The following is a 16,359-nucleotide window of genomic DNA, read 5'->3' on the forward strand; positions in this document are numbered from 1 at the left end:
GGGAATGCGCTCACTCTAGCGAGCGCTCCAGGCTGCGGTCAATTGGCACAGGTCAGGCTTTCTTGGGTGTCGCCACGTTGTCCCGCAGGTAGACGGGCTGCGCGTGTTCTGCGTCAACCGACTCGCCCCGCGCCCAGGCGAATTCGGCCAGGGTCAGCAGGTCTTCGGCGTGCGGCAACAGGCTGGCATCGCAGGCGGCAACCTTCACCGCCAGGCGCTCCTCGAAGCCCCAGCCGGTGCCGGAGCCGAACCACTCGCCCTGGGCATCGCGCGGCAGCTCGACGCGCTCGGGCGGCAGCACCGCCTCGGCGCCGGCCAGACGCATCTCGCCCTGCTCCACGCGGTAGCAACCCCAGTACACCTCATCCATGCGCGCATCGATGGCAGCGGCAACCTGGGCGGCGCCGTGCTCGCGGTGCGCACGCTGGGCCAATACCGCCAGGTCGGAGATCGGCAGCACCGGCTTCTGCAGGGCGAACGCCAGGCCCTGGACTACGCCGATGGCGATACGCACACCGGTGAAGGCGCCGGGGCCGCGGCCGAAGGCGATGGCGTCGACGGCGGACAGCGCGATGCCGGCCTCGCCGAGGATGTCCTGCACCATGGGCAACAGGCGCTGGGCGTGCAGGCGCGGGATCACCTCATGGCGCACGAACCGGCGGCCGTCATGCAGCAGGGCGACGGAACAGGCTTCGGTCGAGGTATCCAGGGCCAGCAGCGTGGGCATGGTGCTTTCCATTAGTCGATAAAAAACGGGCGGGCATTATAAACGCCAAAGGCCCGCATGTGCGGGCCTTTGGCAGACGCGGGAGCGATCAGCTCAGAGCGGCGAGCACCTTGGTGGTGATCTGCTCTACCGAGCCAACACCCTCGACGCGGGTGTACTTCGGGGTGCCTTGGGCGGCGGCCAGCTTCTGGTAGAAATCGACCAGCGGCTTGGTCTGCGAGTGGTAGACCGACAGGCGGTGACGCACGGTGGCTTCCTTGTCGTCTTCGCGCTGGATCAGCTCTTCACCGGTCTCGTCGTCCTTGCCGGCAACCTTCGGCGGGTTGTGCTCGACGTGGTAGACGCGGCCGGAAGCGGCATGCACACGGCGGCCGGCGATGCGGCTGACGATTTCTTCGTCTTCAACGGCGATCTCGACGACGTTGTCGATGGTGACGCCCGCTTCCTTCATGGCCTCGGCCTGGGGAATGGTGCGCGGGAAGCCATCGAACAGGAAGCCGTTGGCGCAGTCGGGCTGGGCGATACGTTCCTTGACCAGGTTGATGATCAGGTCATCGGAGACCAGACCACCGGCGTCCATCACGCTCTTGGCCTGCAGGCCCAATTCGGTGCCGGCCTTGACCGCCGCACGCAGCATGTCGCCGGTGGAGATCTGCGGAATGCCGAACTTCTCAGTGATGAAGCGAGCCTGGGTACCTTTGCCGGCACCGGGCGCCCCGAGCAGAATCACACGCATCGATATGCTCCTTAATACTTGTTAAGCGAAATCACGGATCCGCCTCTTGGGGCCAATCTCATCGTGCTGGAATGGCGCAGACATGCGCCGAAAGGTTGCTCACGATACACAGCGGTCCCCTGCCAGACAAGCCGGCCATGGGGACTGCGCGAGCCGGTCCCGGGCGCTTGATGGCACCTGGAACAGCCATCAAATTAATCTCATTTGCCGGCTCGGCAATCCACCTTTGGTGGGGGGTGATGTGCCCTCAACCGGTATTGCGCAGCCCCGCGGCTATCCCCGCGACCGTGACCAGCATGGCCTGCTCCAGACCGCCGCAGGCATCGCCGGTGCAGCGTCGCGAGCGGGCCAGCAGCTCGGCCTGGAGCAGGTGCAGCGGGTCCAGGTAGGTATTGCGCACACCAATGGATTCGCGCGTCTCGGCGGCGTGAGCGAGCAGTTGGGACTGCCCGGTCAGGCCCAGCACCACGCGCACCGACTGCGACAATAGGTCGCGTAAATGCGCACCTAATGGTCGCAGTTCCGATTGCACCAGGCGCTCGTCGTAGAGTTGGGCAATTTCCCGGTCGGCCTTGGCCAGCACCATCTCCAGCATGTCGATGCGGGTGGTGAAGAACGGCCACTCCTTGCGCATACGGGACAATAGCGCGCCCTCGCCACGCTCGATGGCCTTGAACAAAGCATCTTCCCAACCCAGCCAGGCCGGCAGCATCAGGCGCGTCTGGGTCCAGGCGAAGATCCAGGGGATCGCCCGCAGGCTTTCCACCCCGCCCTCGCGGCGCTTGGCCGGGCGACTGCCCAGCGGCAGGCGGCCCAGTTCCTGCTCCGGCGTGGCCTCGCGGAAGTAGTCGACGAACTGCGGGTTCTCCCGCACCACCGCGCGGTAAGCGAGCACGCCATCGGCGGCCAGGCGATCCATCTCCTCGCGCCAGGCCGGCTCGGGCACCGGCGGCGGCTGCAGGGTGGCCTCCAGCACCGCGGCAAGATAGAGGTTGAGGTTCTGCTCGGCGATGTCCGGCAGGCCGAACTTGAAGCGAATCATCTCGCCCTGCTCGGTGGTGCGGAAGCGCCCGGCCACCGAGCCCGGCGGCTGCGAGAGGATCGCCGCGTGGGCCGGGCCGCCGCCACGGCCGACGGTGCCGCCACGGCCATGGAACAGCAGCAGCTCGATACCATGGTTGCGGCAGATGTCCACCAGCGCCTCCTGCGCGCGGTACTGCGCCCAGGCCGCCGCCAGGGTACCGGCATCCTTGGCCGAGTCGGAGTAGCCGATCATCACTTCCTGCGGCCCGGCCAGGCGGGTGCGGTAGCTGTCGAGGCTGAGCAGGCGGTCGATGCAGGGGCCGGCGTTGTCGAGGTCATCCAGCGTCTCGAACAGCGGCACGACGCGCATCGGCCGCTCCAGGCCGCATTCCTTGAGCAGCAATTGCACGGCGAGCACGTCGGAGGGCTGGCCGGCCATGGAGATGACGTAGGAGCCCAGCGACGCTGCCGGCGCCTGCGCCACCACGCGGCAAGTGGCGAGTACTTCGGCGGTCTCGGGGGAAGGTTCGTAGTTCGCCGGCAGCAGCGGGCGACGGCTGGCGAGCTCTTCCAGGAGGAATTCCTGGCGCACGCTTTCGTCCCACTCGGCGTAGTTGCCCAGCCCGAGGTAGTCAGTGATCTCGCTCATCGCCCTGGCGTGGCGCGTGGAATCCTGGCGCACGTCCAGCCGGGCCAGGAACAGGCCGAAGGTGGCGGCGCGGCGCAGGGTATCGAGCAAGGTGCCATCGGCGATCACGCCCATGCCGCAATCGTGCAGCGAGCGGTGGCAGAGTTGCAGTGGTTCAAGCAGCTCTCGATTGTCTTGCAGCACCTCGCTGCCGGGTTCTTCGCCGCTATGGATAGCCCGCTCGGCCCACGCACGGGTGGCACGCAGGCGTTCACGCAGTTGCTTGAGCAGCGCGCGATAGGGCTCGGCAAGCTCGCCCACTTCGGCGCGTAGTTCTTCGCTGGCCTGCTGCATGGATAGATCAGCAGCCAGGCTATCCACGTCGCGCAGGTAGAGATCGGCGGCCATCCAGCGCGCCAGCAGCAGGACCTCGCGGGTGATAGCGGCGGTGACATTGGGGTTGCCGTCGCGGTCGCCGCCCATCCAGGAGGCGAAGCGGATCGGCGCGGACTCCAGCGGCAGCCGTTCACCGAGGGTTTCCTGCAGGGTGCGATCGACATGCCGGAGGAAGTCCGGCAGCGCGTGCCAGAGAGAGTGTTCGATCACCGCGAAGCCCCATTTCGCCTCGTCCACCGGGGTCGGCCGGGTGCGGCGGATTTCGTCGGTGTGCCAGGCCTCGGCGATCAGCCGCTGGAGTTTTTCCTGCACCGCCTGGCGCTCTTCGGGCAACAGGTCGCTGTGGTCACCAGCGGCTAGTTGGCCGGCGATGGCGTCGTACTTCTGGATCAGCGTGCGGCGCGCCACTTCGGTGGGGTGCGCGGTGAGCACCAGTTCGATCTCCAGCTCCGCCACCTGCCGCGCCAGGCCTTCGGCGCCCAGGCCGGACTTGCGCAGGCGCCCCAGCAATTCTGCCAGCACGCGGTTCTCGAAGGGTTCCGGCTCCTTCGGCGTGCGGCGGCGAATGCGGTGGTACTGCTCGGCGATGTTGGCCAGGTTGAGGAACTGGTTGAAGGCGCGCGCCACCGGCAGCAGTTCGTCCTCGCCCAAGCCGTCGAGGGTCGCGGTGAGCTGCTTGGCGCCTTCGGCCGAGCCACGCCGTGCGGCCTTGGCTCCCGTGCGGATCAGCTCGATCTTGTCGAGGAAGCCCTGCCCGTACTGGGCGCGGATGGTCTGCCCGAGCAGTTCGCCAAGCAGGTGAACGTCCTCGCGCAGGCGCGCATCGATATCCGGCATCGCGGTCTCCTTGGAGTGAGAGCGCCCATTGGGAAGGGCCACGCTGAGAGTTTCACAGTGCCGCCAGGTGTGGCGGCTGACAAGCGCTCGACGAACGCCCGCAGTCATGCTCGGACAACGTCTAGGCTGAAAGTTATCCCCATCGTCGGGAAAACCTGCGGCGGCCTCACGAGGGCCGACCGCCACGTAACGACCCTAGAGGTGAATATGAAGATCCGCGAGCTGGTACGCCATTGGGAACAGAACGCCAGGGGGCGCATGACCAACCACCAGTACAGCATTCCGCTGGACGTCGAGACCGCCGCGCGTCTGGCCGCGCTGCACGATATGTACCCCAAGCGCAGCGTCGAGGAGCTGCTGGGGGAACTGGTCAGCGCGGCGCTGGAGGAGCTGGAGGCAAGCTTCCCCTACGTGCAGGGAAACAAGGTGGTGGCCCAGGACGAACAGGGCGACCCGATCTACGAGGACACCGGCCCGACGCCGCGCTTCCTGGCGCTGTCGCGCAAGTACCTGCATGAGCTGACGGAGGCGGAGCACTCCTGAAACCCAGCGCCCTGGAACTATCCGGGATGCTGGATTCTATTTGTAGGAGCGAGCTTGCTCGCGAACAGGCCTGCCGGCAGCTCCAGCGCTGGGCGGGTTCGCGAGCAAGAACTAGGCGTCCCCCTCGCTCCTACATAAAAGCGGTGCCAACTGTCCGTTCCTACGCATGGCCTCGGATCAACATATTGGCCCAGTAGGGCGCATGCCCTGGGACAGGTTATGCGCCAGCCGGCGCTCAATGGCGGATAACGCTGACGCGTTATGCGCCCTACGAATTCTCGAGCCCGACAATACGATCAATGCCGGCCATGCACGCCTGGCACATGCAAATGCCCCGCCTCGGCGCACGCATCGGGAATCACCGAAGGCTCCGCCGGCTGCTCCAGCTCGCGCAAGATGCCGCAATCCACACTGCTGCCCTCGCCCTGGCACTGCGCGCGCAGGTCGCGCAATTGCTGGCTGAGCGACTGCAGTTCGGCGATGCGCACCTCGACGTGGTGCAGGTGCTCGTCGATCAGCCGATTGGCGGTGCCGCAGTCAGACTCGGGGCGGTCGCGCAGGCCGAGGAGGATGCGAATTTCCTCCTGGGTCATGTCCAGCGAACGGCAATGGCGGATGAACGACAGCCGCTCGACGTGGCTGGCGTCGTACTGGCGGTAGTTGCCCTCGCTGCGCGACGGCGCGGGCAGCAGACCTTCGCGCTCGTAGTAGCGGATGGTTTCCACTGGGCAGCCGGTCAGTTTCGCCAGTTCACCGATCTTCATTTTCGATTCCTCGCCAGCAGGTGCTTGACTCTGTAGTTGCTACAGGGTGTGCAATCAGCAGCAACTCGTCAAACAGGAACGGACGACATGACTGCCAATCGCCAGGGCCCGATCATCCACGGTCCCGCTCCAATCCAGGATCAGCACCGCGAACAGGAAGCCGCCGGCTGCTGCGGCTGCGACAAAGGCGCGCTGCTGCGCGCTCCGGCCGCCGAACCTGCCCCGCACGCTCACGACCATGCCCACGATCACGATCACGATCACGATCACGATCACGATCACGATCACGATCACGATCACGATCATCAGCATGAGCGTATCGATCCCGCGCAAGCGGCAAGCGCCGTGGCAGGAGCTGCGGCCGGCGAGCTGCGCTGGACCAGCCTGCGCATCGAGGCCATGGACTGCCCCACCGAGGAACGCCTGCTGCGCGACGCACTGGGCCGCGTGCCGGCGGTGGAGGACCTCGACTTCAACCTGATGCAGCGCCTGCTGCGCGTGCAGCACCGTTTCGACAGCATCGAGCCGCTGCAGAAGCTGGTGGCCTCACTCGGCATGCAGGCCGAGCCCGTGGACGAAAACGCTCCTGCGCCCGCACAACCCGCCCAGCAGAAACCCTGGTGGCCGCTGGCGCTGGCCGGTGTCGCGGCGGCGGGTGCGGAGTTCTTCGAGTGGTTCGCCATCGGCCCGCACTGGCTGGTGGCGGTGCTGGCCATCGCGGCGATCCTTGGCGCCGGCCTGCCGACCTACCGCAAGGGCTGGATCGCCCTGAAGAACCGCAACCTCAACATCAATGCCCTGATGAGCATCGCCGTGACCGGCGCCATGCTGATCGGCCAGTGGCCGGAAGCGGCCATGGTCGCCGTGCTGTTCGCCATCGCCGAGCTGATCGAGGCCAAATCGCTGGACCGCGCACGCAACGCCATTCGCGGCCTCCTGCAACTCGCCCCGGAGCAGGCCACGGTGCTGGTCGACGGCCAGTGGCAGGAGCTGCCGGCCAAGACCGTGACGCTCGATGCCCGCGTGCGGGTGCGCCCGGGCGAGCGCATCGCCCTGGACGGCGAGGTGCTCGACGGCCGCTCCAGCGTCAACCAGGCGCCCATCACCGGTGAAAGCCTGCCGGTGGAAAAACAGGCCGGCGACACCCTGTTCGCCGGCACCATCAACGGTGAAAGCGCGCTGGAATACCGCGTCACCCGCGTGGCCGACGACAGCACCCTGGCACGCATCATCCATGCGGTGGAAGAAGCCCAGGGCTCGCGTGCGCCGACCCAGCGCTTCGTCGACCAGTTCTCGCGCATCTACACCCCGGCGGTGTTCCTCATCGCCATCGCCACTGCGCTGCTGCCGCCGCTGTTCTTTGGCGGCGCCTGGCTCGACTGGGTCTACCGCGCGTTGGTGCTGCTGGTGATCGCCTGCCCGTGCGCCCTGGTCATCTCTACTCCGGTGACCATCGTTAGCGGCCTGTCAGCGGCGGCTCGCCTGGGTATCCTGATCAAGGGCGGGGTGTTCCTGGAAATGGGTCGTTCGTTGAGCTGGATCGCCCTCGACAAGACCGGCACGCTCACCGAAGGTCGCCCGCGCCAGACCGATTTCACCGCCCTGCGGGAAACCACCGCCGGCGACGTTCGCGCGCTGGCCGCCAGCCTTGCGGCGCGTTCGGATCACCCGGTCTCGCACGCCGTGGCACAGGCCGCCGAGGCAGACGACATTGCGCTGTACAGCGTCGGCGAGCTGACTGCCCTGCCCGGCCGCGGCGTGAAAGGCGAGATAGACGGGCGCACCTACCACCTGGGCAACCACCGCCTGGTGGAGGAGCTGGAGCTGTGCTCGCAGGAACTGGAGGCGCGCCTCGACGCCCTGGAGCAACAGGGCAAGACGGTCATCGTGCTGCTCGATAGCGAGGGCCCGCTGGCACTGTTCGCCGTGGCCGACGGCGTCAAGGAGACCAGCCGCGAAGCCATCGCCCAGTTGCACGCGCTGGGCGTGAAGACGCTGATGCTGACCGGCGATAACCCGCACACCGCCAACGCCATCGGCGCCCAGGTGGGCATCGACGAAGCACTGGGCAACCTGCTGCCCGAAGACAAGCTGCGCGAGGTAAAGCAGCGCCAGGAAGGTGGTCAGCGCGTCGGCATGGTCGGCGACGGCATCAACGACGCTCCCGCCCTGGCCCGCGCCGACATCGGTTTTGCCATGGGCGCGGCGGGCACCGATACCGCCATCGAAACAGCCGGCGTCGCGCTGATGGACGATGACCTGCGCAAGCTGCCGTCCTTCATACGCCTGTCGCGCCAGACCCATCGCGTGCTGATACAGAACATCACCCTCGCGCTGGGCATCAAGGCGGTGTTCCTCGCCCTCACCCTGGCCGGCGAAGGGACCCTGTGGATGGCGGTCTTCGCCGACATGGGTGCCAGCCTGCTGGTGGTTTTCAACGGTCTGAGATTGCTGCGTCATCGCGGCTGATCCCAGTGGATCGTCACCAATGCCCGCCAATACGGCGGGCATTTTTTTTGAACCCCCTGACAAAACCCTTAGTCCCCTAATCAGATGCCCACGAAGCCGCAGACCAGCGTGGCAGGCATCCACCGGCACTCGAATCGCCGAGGGAACCCCTTACCAAACGTCAGAGGATTCATCCAATGGAACTGAAATCTCAGAGCGCTCGAACCGTCCCGACCGCCTTCACCTGCGCCTCCCTGCGCCTCAGCCTGCTCGCCCTTGGCAGCGCCATGCTGCTGGCTGGCTGCGCCGGCAACCCGCCCAGCGAACAGATGGCCGTTACTGAATCGGCGGTGAACGCCGCCGTCAGCTCCGGTGGACCGGAATTCGCCCCGGTCGAAACCAAGAATGCCCAGGACAAACTCGCCCAGGCGCGCATTGCCCTGAACGACAAGGAATACGACCAGGCCAAGCGCCTGGCACAGCAGGCCGAATGGGACGCTCGCGTGGCAGAGCGCAAGTCGCAGGCCGTGAAGGCGCAGAACAACGTCAAGGACGCCCAGCAGGGCGTGATGGAGCTGCGTCAGGAAGGCCTGCAGCAGGCCCAGTGATCCCGCCCCTACGTCCGGTCATATAAGGAATTCCGACATGAACAAGCTCATCGTACTGCCCGCCATCTCGACTCTCGCCCTGGCCCTGGCCGCGTGCTCGACGCCGCCCAACGCCAACCTGGAGAAAGCCCGCAGCGACTTCCAGGCGCTGCAGGCTGAACCCCAGGCCACCCAGCAGGCCGCGCTGGAAACCAAGGACGCCGGTGACTGGCTGGCCAAGACCGACAAGGCCTACCGCGACGGCGCCGACCAGAAGGACGTCGACCAGATGGCCTACCTGACCCAGCAGCGCATTGAGCTGGCCAACCAGACGGTGGCCCTGCGCAACGCCGAGGACCAGATGAAGAACACCTCGGCCCAGCGCGCCCAGGCCCGCCTGGATGCCCGTACCGCACAGCTGAACAAGCTCAAGGGCGAGCTGAACGCCAAGCAGACCTCGCGCGGAACCATGGTGTCTTTCGGTGACGTGCTGTTCGATCTCGACCGCGCCGAGCTGAAGTCCGGCGCCATGAGCAATGTGCAGAACCTCGCCGGCTACCTGCAGCAGAATCCGGAACGCAAGGTCATCGTCGAGGGCTACACCGACAGCAGCGGCTCGTCCTCCTACAACCAGGGGCTTTCCGAGCGCCGCGCCGACGCTATTCGCCTGGCCCTGCTGAGCCAGGGAGTCACGCCCGATCGCGTCGTATCCCGCGGTTACGGCAAGGAGTATCCGGTGTCGAGCAACGCGACCCCGGCCGGCCGCGCCATGAACCGTCGCGTCGAGGTCACCATTTCCAATGACGCCAACCCGGTGCAACCGCGCTCGGCGGTGAGCGGCACTTATTGATCCTTCGGGATACAGCGCTCTTGTAGGATGGCGTGGAGCGAAGCGATACCCATCGATCACTGCACCTGCAGCATGGGTATCGCTCCGCTCCACCCATCCTACGACCTGCGTTTCCTGTTGGAGCGGGCCACGCCCGCGCCCATGGGCGTTTATTCAGGCCAGCGCTCAGCCCAACAGGCGCCGGTACAGCTCGGCCATCTCGGCCGAGAAAGGCACCAGCACCAATTCCTTCAGCGAACTTCCTTCACCGCGCAGACGACGCAGTTCGTCCACGGCAACCTGCGCCGCGGCTTCGGCGGGATAACCGTAGATACCAGTACTGATGGCGGGAAAGGCGATGCTGGCGAGGCCGTTGTCTTCGGCCAATTGCAGGCTGTTGCGGTAGCACTGGGCGAGCAGCTCGGGCTCGCCGTGCTCACCACCGCGCCAGACGGGCCCGACAGTGTGGATGACGAAGCGCGCCGGCAGGCGGAAGCCAGGAGTGATCTTCGCCTGGCCAGTCTTGCAGCCACCCAGCGGGCGGCACGCGTGGACCAGCTCCGGGCCAGCCGCACGGTGAATGGCGCCGTCGACACCTCCACCGCCCAGCAGCGAACTGTTGGCGGCATTGACGATGGCGTCGACGTCGAGTCGAGTGATGTCGCCCTGCCAGACGCGGATTTCGGGGTGGCTCATGATGCTTGCTCCCTGCCTCTGCGACGGCGGGCCCGTCGTCATTTGACCTCTTGCGGGGTCTCTTCACCCATGCAGCGCACGGCGCGCTTGCGGCCATCGACCAGCACACCGGTCAGGCCCTTCTGGGTCATGTCGAACATCACCAGCACGCCATCGATGCACTGCGCCTGCTGGTCGGCCGGGTCCAGGGAGAGCTTGGTGCTGTCCTGGCCGGGAATGCTCTTGAGCATGGTGAACTGGGTCAGTTCCAGCGCGTCCTCGGGCTTGGCGAAGTGCAGGTAGCCGTAATACCAGAGCGTGCCAACCGAGACGAAGATGGTGGCGATGACAGTGAGGATGTAGGAGATCGGATTGCGGTCGTTCATGGGGTGCCTTGTTGTTTCGGGTCCGCCTGCGATTCCTGTGGCTTCGCCGGAGAGGGAGAGTTCGGGACTTCGGCCAACCGGCGCAGGCCGGTGAAGTGCTGCGGATCGTCAAGGAAGCGCAGCATCACTTCGCGCCACACCGGCTCCCCGAAGGTTTCCACGTGATTGCCGCGTGTCAGCTGGAAGACCTTGGGCGGCGGCGCGGCCTTGTAGAGGGTCAGGCCGTTGTCCAGGGGCACAATGGTATCGTCGATGCTGTGGAAGAACAGCACGGGTGCGCCAGAAAGTCGCGGCATGGAGCGGATCGCGCTGTCACCGTCGGGCACCAGCCAGGACAGCGGCACCTGCAGCGGCCAGGTCAGCCAACTGGTGCTCAGGGTGTATTGCGCCACATCGCGGTAACTGGCCGGCACGCCATCGAGCACCACGGCATTCAACTTCTTCTGCCGCTCAGGGTGCATGCCCAGGTAATGCACCGCCATGGCGCCGCCCAGGCTCTGGCCCAGCAGGATCACCGGTTTGCCCTGCACCTCCGGTGCCTTGTCCAGCCAGGCGAAGGCGGCGTCGATGTCCTGGTAGATTGCCGGCAGGCTAGGCTCGCCCTCGGACTTGCCGTAACCGCGGTAATCCAGCATCAGCACCTGGTAGCCCTGCTCCGGCAGCCAGTACGCGCCGCCCAGGTGCCACGCCATGTTGCCGCCATTGCCGTGCAGGTGCAGCACGGTTCCCTTGACCGGCACACCCGCTTTCGCCGGCAGCCACCAGCCGGCGAGCTTCACGCCATCGGCAGTGGTGAACGTGACGTCGCGGAACTCCAGTTTGGCCCGCGCGGGCGTGATGGCGACGTCATCGCTGGGGTAGAACAGCAGCGAGCTGCAACCGCTGAGGGCTACCAGCACTGCCAGCGCGGCGGCCTTGAAGCATCGGATCATCGGCAAGTCATCCTTGGGAGCTTCCTTCAAATGGATCAGCAATGGCGCGCTAGCAAAGCCCCTCTCCCCCGCCCTCTCCCTGAAGGGAGAGGGAGCTATCCGTGTCGGCTGACGCTATAGGGTGTCATCCTGCACCGAACGATCCCCCCTCCCTTCGGAGCGGGGTGCGTAGCCAGGGTTAGGGAGAGGGCGTGTCCAGCCGCACGCCATGCCGTCCAATCGTTAGAGGATATTGGCGTAATCCGCCTCGATGCGGTCGAGGCTGAGGTGGTTGAGGAAGTTCGAGAAGCACATCCACGCCGACAGTGCGTTGAGGTCGCGGAACTGTGGCGGCAGGTACTTGGGCGGTACCACCAGGCCCTCGTCCACCAGTTGGCGCAGGGTGCGCATGTCTTCCAGGGTGGCCTTGCCGCAGAACAGCAGCGGGATCTGCTCCAGCTTGCCCTTGCGCACGGCGAGCTGGATGTAGTTGTAGATCAGGATGAAGCCCTTGAGGTACGACAGGTCCTTGGTGAACGGCAGGCCCGACGGCGTCGAACCGCGGAACACCCGGCTGGCGTTCTGGTAGCTGCTTTCCGCGCTGTAGTTCTGCTCGCGGTAGAAGTTGAACACTTCCAGGAAGTCCGCGCCCTCCTCCGCCATGTGGATGGCGCGGGTGCGGTTGGTGAGCTTGCGCAGGCGCGTCGGGTAGGAGGCGAAGGCGATCACTTCCATCAGGATCGCCAGGCCTTCCTGGGTCACGGTGGACGACGGCGGGCCCTTGGCGAGGAAGGTGCAGATCGGCTGGTTGAGGCCATTGAGCGTGGTGCCGACGTGCACCAGGCCTTCGTGGACTTCCAGCGCGCGCACGTCGCGCTCGTTGAACATGGCGTCGGCACGCACCTTGATGTAATCGGCGCCGGCCGCCGCGTCAGCGACGATGCCGTCGGACTCGAAGACGCGGATGGTGTCCTCTTTGCCGTCGAACACCTTGTTGAGGCGTTCCTGCAACATCCGCACCGCGTCGCTGGCGGTAAGGGTCTTGGGATCGTCCTTGAGGTCGCCTCGGTCGGCGATGTTGTTCAGGTAGTCCGAGAGCATCAGGCCGAGGTCCGCCAGGGTCGGATCGCCGGCATGAAAAGCATCGGAGGCCGAGCCGTAGAGTTCCTGGGAAATCAGCCCAAAGTCCTGGGTGCCGCGTGCTTCGAGCATGCGGATGACCATGCGGTATTCCTTGCACATGCGCCGCATGATCTGCCCAACCGGGTTGAACTGTCCCAGGTGGCGGGTGATATCGCGCTCGATGTTCTGGAATTCCTGCTTCTTCGCGCTGCTGTCGAAGGACAGTGGGCGACTGTCATAGTAGCTGCGGTCGACCTTGGGCGCGTGCTTGCCGCGGCCCTTGAGGAAGTCGTCGCGGATGCTGTCATCCCACTTGATGGCATCGAGTACGCGGATCGGTGTCTGCGCCTCGACGATCCGATCGGACAGGCTGCGGATGATCTGCTGGTACTCGTTGGGCGTGGACTTCTTGCGCCGTGGGGTCATTGCTTTTCTCCCGGGGTCACGCGCGAGAAGCGCAGCGCTTCGACAAACACGTCGGAATTGGCCGGATCATTCAGGTAGGCGATGACGTCGGCGAGCGGGCTGCTCACCAGCGCACCGGCACCCTGCTCGGTGTCGACCTTCTCGCCCTTGAGCGCGCCTTCCTTCATGTCCTGCAGGATATGGTCGACATCCAGGTTATAGATCACCAGTTCGTCCTTGTCGGTGATCTCGAAGCCGGCCAGGGCGAAGTTGCCGCCCATGCTCTTCGGCAACCCGGCCGAGAGGTACCAGCGACTGCCGTGATGGGCGACGGTGAAGCCGAAGTCCTCGACACTGTCGGTGTTGTCCTTGCTGTCGACGTAGCTGAGCGCACGGTAGAGATTGGAGCCGGAGCGGGTGACCTCGAGGAACTGCTCCTCGCCGTACTCGTCCACACGCGACCACTGGCCCAGCAGGTGAGCCGGCGCGGGCTCGTTGGCCGGAATCGGGGCCTTGAACGTCACCAGGCAGCCACTGAGCAGGCAGATGCTCAACAGCAGCAGTGCACGCCAGACTTTCATCACGCCCTCCTTAGGTCCGGATGCCTTCTCATGCGATACGCGCAGGCGCCCGGAGTTCCGACACGAAAACCCCGCCGGATGGCGGGGTTGGAATGCTGCAGCCGGGGCTACAAACCCATCACCAGGTCGAGGTAGCGGCTAAGGATGGCACGCATTTCCTCGATCTGCAGGTGGTCGGCGCCGTCCAGCAGGCCCTGATACTCCATCTGCAGGATGATGGCCGTCAACACCCGGGCATCCTGCTCGGGCTGCTTTGAACCGAGCACTTCGAAGAAATGCACCACGCCCAGGGACAGAATTCGCCGGTGGCGCTGCGCCAGATCGCTGAGGCTGGGGTTGAGCAGCGCCTCCTGGCGGAAGGCCTGTTCGGCCAGCAGATGCTCGCGGCGCTCGTTGAGCTGGACCATCACGTACTGGATCGCCAGCTCGACGATATTCGCGGTCAGTTCGCGGCGCGCCTGCGGGTCGTCCTGGGCGAGACCGGCGGCCATGGCCTGGAGGTCACCCTCGACGCTGCCCCAGAAGGTCGACAGAGCTTCGGCGCTGCGTTCGACGAAGAGCGCGAAGGTATCGGTGATGAGGTCCTGGATGTCCTTGAAGTAGTAGGTGGTGGCCGACAGCGGCACGCCGGCCTCGGCGGCCACGGCACGGTGGCGTACGGCGCGGACGCCATCGCGCACGATGATCCGCAGCGCGGCGTCGAGGATCGCCTGGCGGCGCTGCTCGCTGCCTTGGCGGCTGGCCTTGCGGCCCTGGTATTTGACACTTTCGGCGATGGCGCTGGCGACTTGCGCGGCACTGTCTCGCGGGGACACTGGGGTCACGGGCATTACCTCCGACGGCGCGGCCTGATGGCGCATTGTTCGAGCTTTTCTGTGGGAAAACAATCGCCGCCATGTGGCTGCGACACCGGCGCACGAAGCAGGCCGCGAGGCAGAGCAGGCGGCAGGGAGTCAGGCCTGGGTGTATGACGTGCCACATAGCGCACGAGCCACGGCAATGACCTGCATTTCGTCGGATGGTATACCGCCAGAATCCCAGGCATCTGCAGGAGCGAGCAGGCTCGCTCCTGCGAATAACAACGGAAACGAAAAAGGCCGCCCGAGGGCGGCCTTTCTTTCCAGTTCCTGCGCTTACGCCTGCGGGCGCATGTGCGGGAACAGGATGACGTCGCGGATCGACGGCGAGTTGGTCAGCAGCATCACCAGGCGGTCGATACCGATACCTTCGCCGGCGGTGGGCGGCATACCGTATTCCAGCGCGTTGACGAAGTCGGCGTCGTAGTGCATCGCCTCGTCGTCACCGGCGTCCTTCTCCTTCACCTGCAGCATGAAGCGCTCGGCCTGGTCTTCGGCGTCGTTGAGCTCGGAGTAGGCGTTGGCGATCTCGCGGCCACCGATGAACAGTTCGAAGCGGTCGGTGACGCTCGGGTCGTTGTCGTTGCGGCGGGCCAGTGGGGAGACTTCGAACGGGTACTGGGTGATGAAGTGCGGCTGCTCCAGCTTGTGCTCGACCAGCTCTTCGAAAATCATCACCTGCAGCTTGCCCAGGCCTTCGTGGCCGAGAACCTTGGCGCCGGCCTTCTTGGCGATGGCGCGGGCCTTCTCGAGGTCGGTCAGGTCAGCCGCGGTGAGTTCCGGGTTGTACTTGAGGATGGCATCGAACACGGACAGGCGGGCGAACGGCTCGCCGAAGTGGAAGACCTTGTCGCCGTAGGGCACGTCGGTGCTGCCGAGCACGGCCTGGGCCAGCTCGCGGAACAGCTCCTCGGTCAGGTCCATGTTGTCTTCGTAGTCGGCGTAGGCCTGGTAGAACTCGAGCATGGTGAACTCGGGGTTGTGCCGGGTCGAGACGCCTTCGTTACGGAAGTTGCGGTTGATCTCGAAGACCTTCTCGAAGCCACCGACCACCAGGCGCTTGAGGTACAGCTCCGGGGCGATACGCAGGAACATGGCCATGTCCAGCGCGTTGTGGTGGGTTTCGAAGGGCTTGGCCGCCGCGCCGCCGGGGATGGTCTGCAGCATCGGGGTTTCCACTTCGAGGAAGCCGCGATCGGAGAGGAAGCGACGGATGTGGGCGATGACCTGCGAACGCACGCGGAAGGTGTGGCGGGTTTCCTCGTTGACGATCAGGTCGACGTAGCGCTGGCGGTAGCGCTGCTCGGTGTCGGTCAGGCCGTGGTGCTTGTCCGGCAGCGGGCGCAGGGACTTGGTCAGCAGGCGCACGCTGGTCATCTCGACGTACAGGTCGCCCTTGCCGGAACGGGCCAGGGTGCCTTCGGCGCCGATGATGTCGCCCAGGTCCCAGGTCTTGATCTCGGCCAGGGTCTCTTCGGGCAGGGTCTTGCGGTTCACGTAGACCTGCAGACGGCCGCTGCTGTCCTGCAGGACGATGAAGGAGCCGCGGTTGAGCATGATGCGACCGGCAACCTTGACCGGGATGGCGGCTGCTTCCAGCTCTTCCTTGGTCGCGGTTTCGTACTGTTTCTGCAGGTCCGCGAAGTAGTTCTCGCGGCGGAAGTCGTTCGGGAAGGCGATGGCCTTGGCTTCACGCACGGCGGCAAGCTTTTCCTTGCGCTGGGCGATCAGCTTGTTTTCTTCCTGTTGCAGTTCGGTCTGGTCGAGTTGTTGGTCGCTCATGGTCGTCTATCTGCCTGGCGTCGGTTCATTCAATTTTGGGGAGTTGTAGGAGCGAGGGGGGCGCCTAGCCCTTGCTCGCGAAACTCTTCATCGGGTTCGCGAGCAAGCTCGCTCCTACAGTA

At 65.5% G+C, this 16,359-nt stretch carries 16 protein-coding genes; 4 read left to right on the forward strand and 12 right to left on the reverse strand.

All coding sequences use genetic code 11. The features are described from left to right. Positions 1-52: 52 nt before the first annotated feature. The 3 genes from tsaB to ppc form a co-directional block, all read right to left on the reverse strand. A complete protein-coding gene (tsaB, locus tag G4G71_RS24965) occupies positions 53-727 on the reverse strand; it encodes a tRNA (adenosine(37)-N6)-threonylcarbamoyltransferase complex dimerization subunit type 1 TsaB (RefSeq protein ID WP_054908284.1) in 675 nt (224 codons plus the stop codon). 88 nt (positions 728-815) lie between these two features. Continuing rightward, positions 816-1,463 carry an adenylate kinase gene (adk, locus tag G4G71_RS24970; protein ID WP_024765662.1) on the reverse strand — a complete coding sequence of 216 codons (648 nt, stop codon included), beginning with the start codon at positions 1,461-1,463 and terminating at the stop codon, positions 816-818. Positions 1,464-1,710: 247 nt separating this feature from the next. Beyond that, positions 1,711-4,347 carry a phosphoenolpyruvate carboxylase gene (gene ppc / locus G4G71_RS24975; RefSeq protein WP_169941005.1) on the reverse strand — a complete coding sequence of 879 codons (2,637 nt, stop codon included), beginning with the start codon at positions 4,345-4,347 and terminating at the stop codon, positions 1,711-1,713. Between the two features lie 207 nt (positions 4,348-4,554). Between ppc and G4G71_RS24980 the strand changes: the two genes are divergently transcribed. Further along, positions 4,555-4,890, forward strand: a complete 336-nt coding sequence (locus tag G4G71_RS24980; protein ID WP_169942789.1) for a pilin assembly protein — start codon at positions 4,555-4,557, stop codon at positions 4,888-4,890. 296 nt (positions 4,891-5,186) lie between these two features. Here the strand turns inward: G4G71_RS24980 and cadR are convergent, their stop codons facing one another. Both cadR and G4G71_RS29975 read right to left on the reverse strand, forming a co-directional pair. Then, entirely contained in the window at positions 5,187-5,654 is a 468-nt protein-coding gene (gene cadR, locus G4G71_RS24985) for a Cd(II)/Pb(II)-responsive transcriptional regulator (protein ID WP_024765664.1), read from the reverse strand. Positions 5,655-5,708: 54 nt separating this feature from the next. Next, positions 5,709-5,966, reverse strand: coding sequence for a hypothetical protein (locus G4G71_RS29975; RefSeq protein ID WP_240964837.1), 258 nt, complete (start codon positions 5,964-5,966; stop codon positions 5,709-5,711). 87 nt (positions 5,967-6,053) lie between these two features. Between G4G71_RS29975 and G4G71_RS24990 the strand changes: the two genes are divergently transcribed. From G4G71_RS24990 to lptF, 3 genes are all read left to right on the forward strand, one after another. Continuing rightward, complete coding sequence (locus G4G71_RS24990; RefSeq protein WP_139092918.1) at positions 6,054-8,123, forward strand: heavy metal translocating P-type ATPase; 2,070 nt, start codon at positions 6,054-6,056, stop codon at positions 8,121-8,123. A gap of 176 nt (positions 8,124-8,299) precedes the next feature. After that, a complete protein-coding gene (locus tag G4G71_RS24995) occupies positions 8,300-8,710 on the forward strand; it encodes a DUF4398 domain-containing protein (RefSeq protein WP_169941009.1) in 411 nt (136 codons plus the stop codon). Positions 8,711-8,747: 37 nt separating this feature from the next. Beyond that, on the forward strand, positions 8,748-9,539 hold the full coding sequence (gene lptF / locus G4G71_RS25000; RefSeq protein ID WP_054908280.1) for a lipotoxin F family OmpA-related lipoprotein LptF: 792 nt from the start codon (positions 8,748-8,750) through the stop codon (positions 9,537-9,539). Between the two features lie 165 nt (positions 9,540-9,704). Here the strand turns inward: lptF and G4G71_RS25005 are convergent, their stop codons facing one another. The 7 genes from G4G71_RS25005 to lysS all read right to left on the reverse strand — a co-directional run bounded on the left by G4G71_RS25005 (position 9,705) and on the right by lysS (position 16,237). Continuing rightward, the gene (locus tag G4G71_RS25005) at positions 9,705-10,214 is read right to left on the reverse strand and encodes an O-acetyl-ADP-ribose deacetylase (RefSeq protein WP_169941011.1); all 510 of its coding nucleotides are present in this window, start codon (positions 10,212-10,214) and stop codon (positions 9,705-9,707) included. 38 nt (positions 10,215-10,252) lie between these two features. Further along, positions 10,253-10,579, reverse strand: a complete 327-nt coding sequence (locus G4G71_RS25010; protein ID WP_054908278.1) for a PA3694 family proteiin — start codon at positions 10,577-10,579, stop codon at positions 10,253-10,255. After that, a complete protein-coding gene (locus tag G4G71_RS25015) occupies positions 10,576-11,511 on the reverse strand; it encodes an alpha/beta hydrolase (protein ID WP_169941013.1) in 936 nt (311 codons plus the stop codon). The genes G4G71_RS25010 and G4G71_RS25015 overlap by 4 nt, the downstream gene beginning before the upstream one ends. Positions 11,512-11,733: 222 nt before the next feature. Then, entirely contained in the window at positions 11,734-13,038 is a 1,305-nt protein-coding gene (locus tag G4G71_RS25020) for a flavohemoglobin expression-modulating QEGLA motif protein (protein WP_169941014.1), read from the reverse strand. Further along, complete coding sequence (locus tag G4G71_RS25025; RefSeq protein WP_169941016.1) at positions 13,035-13,598, reverse strand: hypothetical protein; 564 nt, start codon at positions 13,596-13,598, stop codon at positions 13,035-13,037. Before G4G71_RS25025 ends, G4G71_RS25020 begins: the two co-directional genes overlap by 4 nt. A 107-nt stretch (positions 13,599-13,705) precedes the next feature. Beyond that, positions 13,706-14,422 (reverse strand): TetR/AcrR family transcriptional regulator, encoded by a 717-nt coding sequence (locus tag G4G71_RS25030; RefSeq protein ID WP_139092909.1) that lies wholly within the window; start codon positions 14,420-14,422, stop codon positions 13,706-13,708. Between the two features lie 309 nt (positions 14,423-14,731). Then, entirely contained in the window at positions 14,732-16,237 is a 1,506-nt protein-coding gene (gene lysS, locus G4G71_RS25035) for a lysine--tRNA ligase (RefSeq protein WP_169941018.1), read from the reverse strand. Positions 16,238-16,359 lie beyond the last annotated feature (122 nt).

It is taken from the genome of Pseudomonas multiresinivorans, from assembly GCF_012971725.1.
Lineage (GTDB): Bacteria > Pseudomonadota > Gammaproteobacteria > Pseudomonadales > Pseudomonadaceae > Pseudomonas > Pseudomonas multiresinivorans.

Excerpts from the sequence above, each read along its gene's own strand:
- tsaB (WP_054908284.1), bottom strand. The coding sequence starts at position 727 with ATGCCCACGCTGCTGGCCCTGGATACCTCGACCGAAGCCTGTTCCGTC.
- adk (WP_024765662.1), bottom strand. The coding sequence starts at position 1,463 with ATGCGTGTGATTCTGCTCGGGGCGCCCGGTGCCGGCAAAGGTACCCAG.
- ppc (WP_169941005.1), bottom strand. The coding sequence starts at position 4,347 with ATGCCGGATATCGATGCGCGCCTGCGCGAGGACGTTCACCTGCTTGGC.
- G4G71_RS24980 (WP_169942789.1), top strand. The coding sequence starts at position 4,555 with ATGAAGATCCGCGAGCTGGTACGCCATTGGGAACAGAACGCCAGGGGG.
- cadR (WP_024765664.1), bottom strand. The coding sequence starts at position 5,654 with ATGAAGATCGGTGAACTGGCGAAACTGACCGGCTGCCCAGTGGAAACC.
- G4G71_RS29975 (WP_240964837.1), bottom strand. The coding sequence starts at position 5,966 with ATGCTGATGATCGTGATCGTGATCGTGATCGTGATCGTGATCGTGATC.
- G4G71_RS24990 (WP_139092918.1), top strand. The coding sequence starts at position 6,054 with ATGGACTGCCCCACCGAGGAACGCCTGCTGCGCGACGCACTGGGCCGC.
- G4G71_RS24995 (WP_169941009.1), top strand. The coding sequence starts at position 8,300 with ATGGAACTGAAATCTCAGAGCGCTCGAACCGTCCCGACCGCCTTCACC.
- lptF (WP_054908280.1), top strand. The coding sequence starts at position 8,748 with ATGAACAAGCTCATCGTACTGCCCGCCATCTCGACTCTCGCCCTGGCC.
- G4G71_RS25005 (WP_169941011.1), bottom strand. The coding sequence starts at position 10,214 with ATGAGCCACCCCGAAATCCGCGTCTGGCAGGGCGACATCACTCGACTC.
- G4G71_RS25010 (WP_054908278.1), bottom strand. The coding sequence starts at position 10,579 with ATGAACGACCGCAATCCGATCTCCTACATCCTCACTGTCATCGCCACC.
- G4G71_RS25015 (WP_169941013.1), bottom strand. The coding sequence starts at position 11,511 with ATGATCCGATGCTTCAAGGCCGCCGCGCTGGCAGTGCTGGTAGCCCTC.
- G4G71_RS25020 (WP_169941014.1), bottom strand. The coding sequence starts at position 13,038 with ATGACCCCACGGCGCAAGAAGTCCACGCCCAACGAGTACCAGCAGATC.
- G4G71_RS25025 (WP_169941016.1), bottom strand. The coding sequence starts at position 13,598 with ATGAAAGTCTGGCGTGCACTGCTGCTGTTGAGCATCTGCCTGCTCAGT.
- lysS (WP_169941018.1), bottom strand. The coding sequence starts at position 16,237 with ATGAGCGACCAACAACTCGACCAGACCGAACTGCAACAGGAAGAAAAC.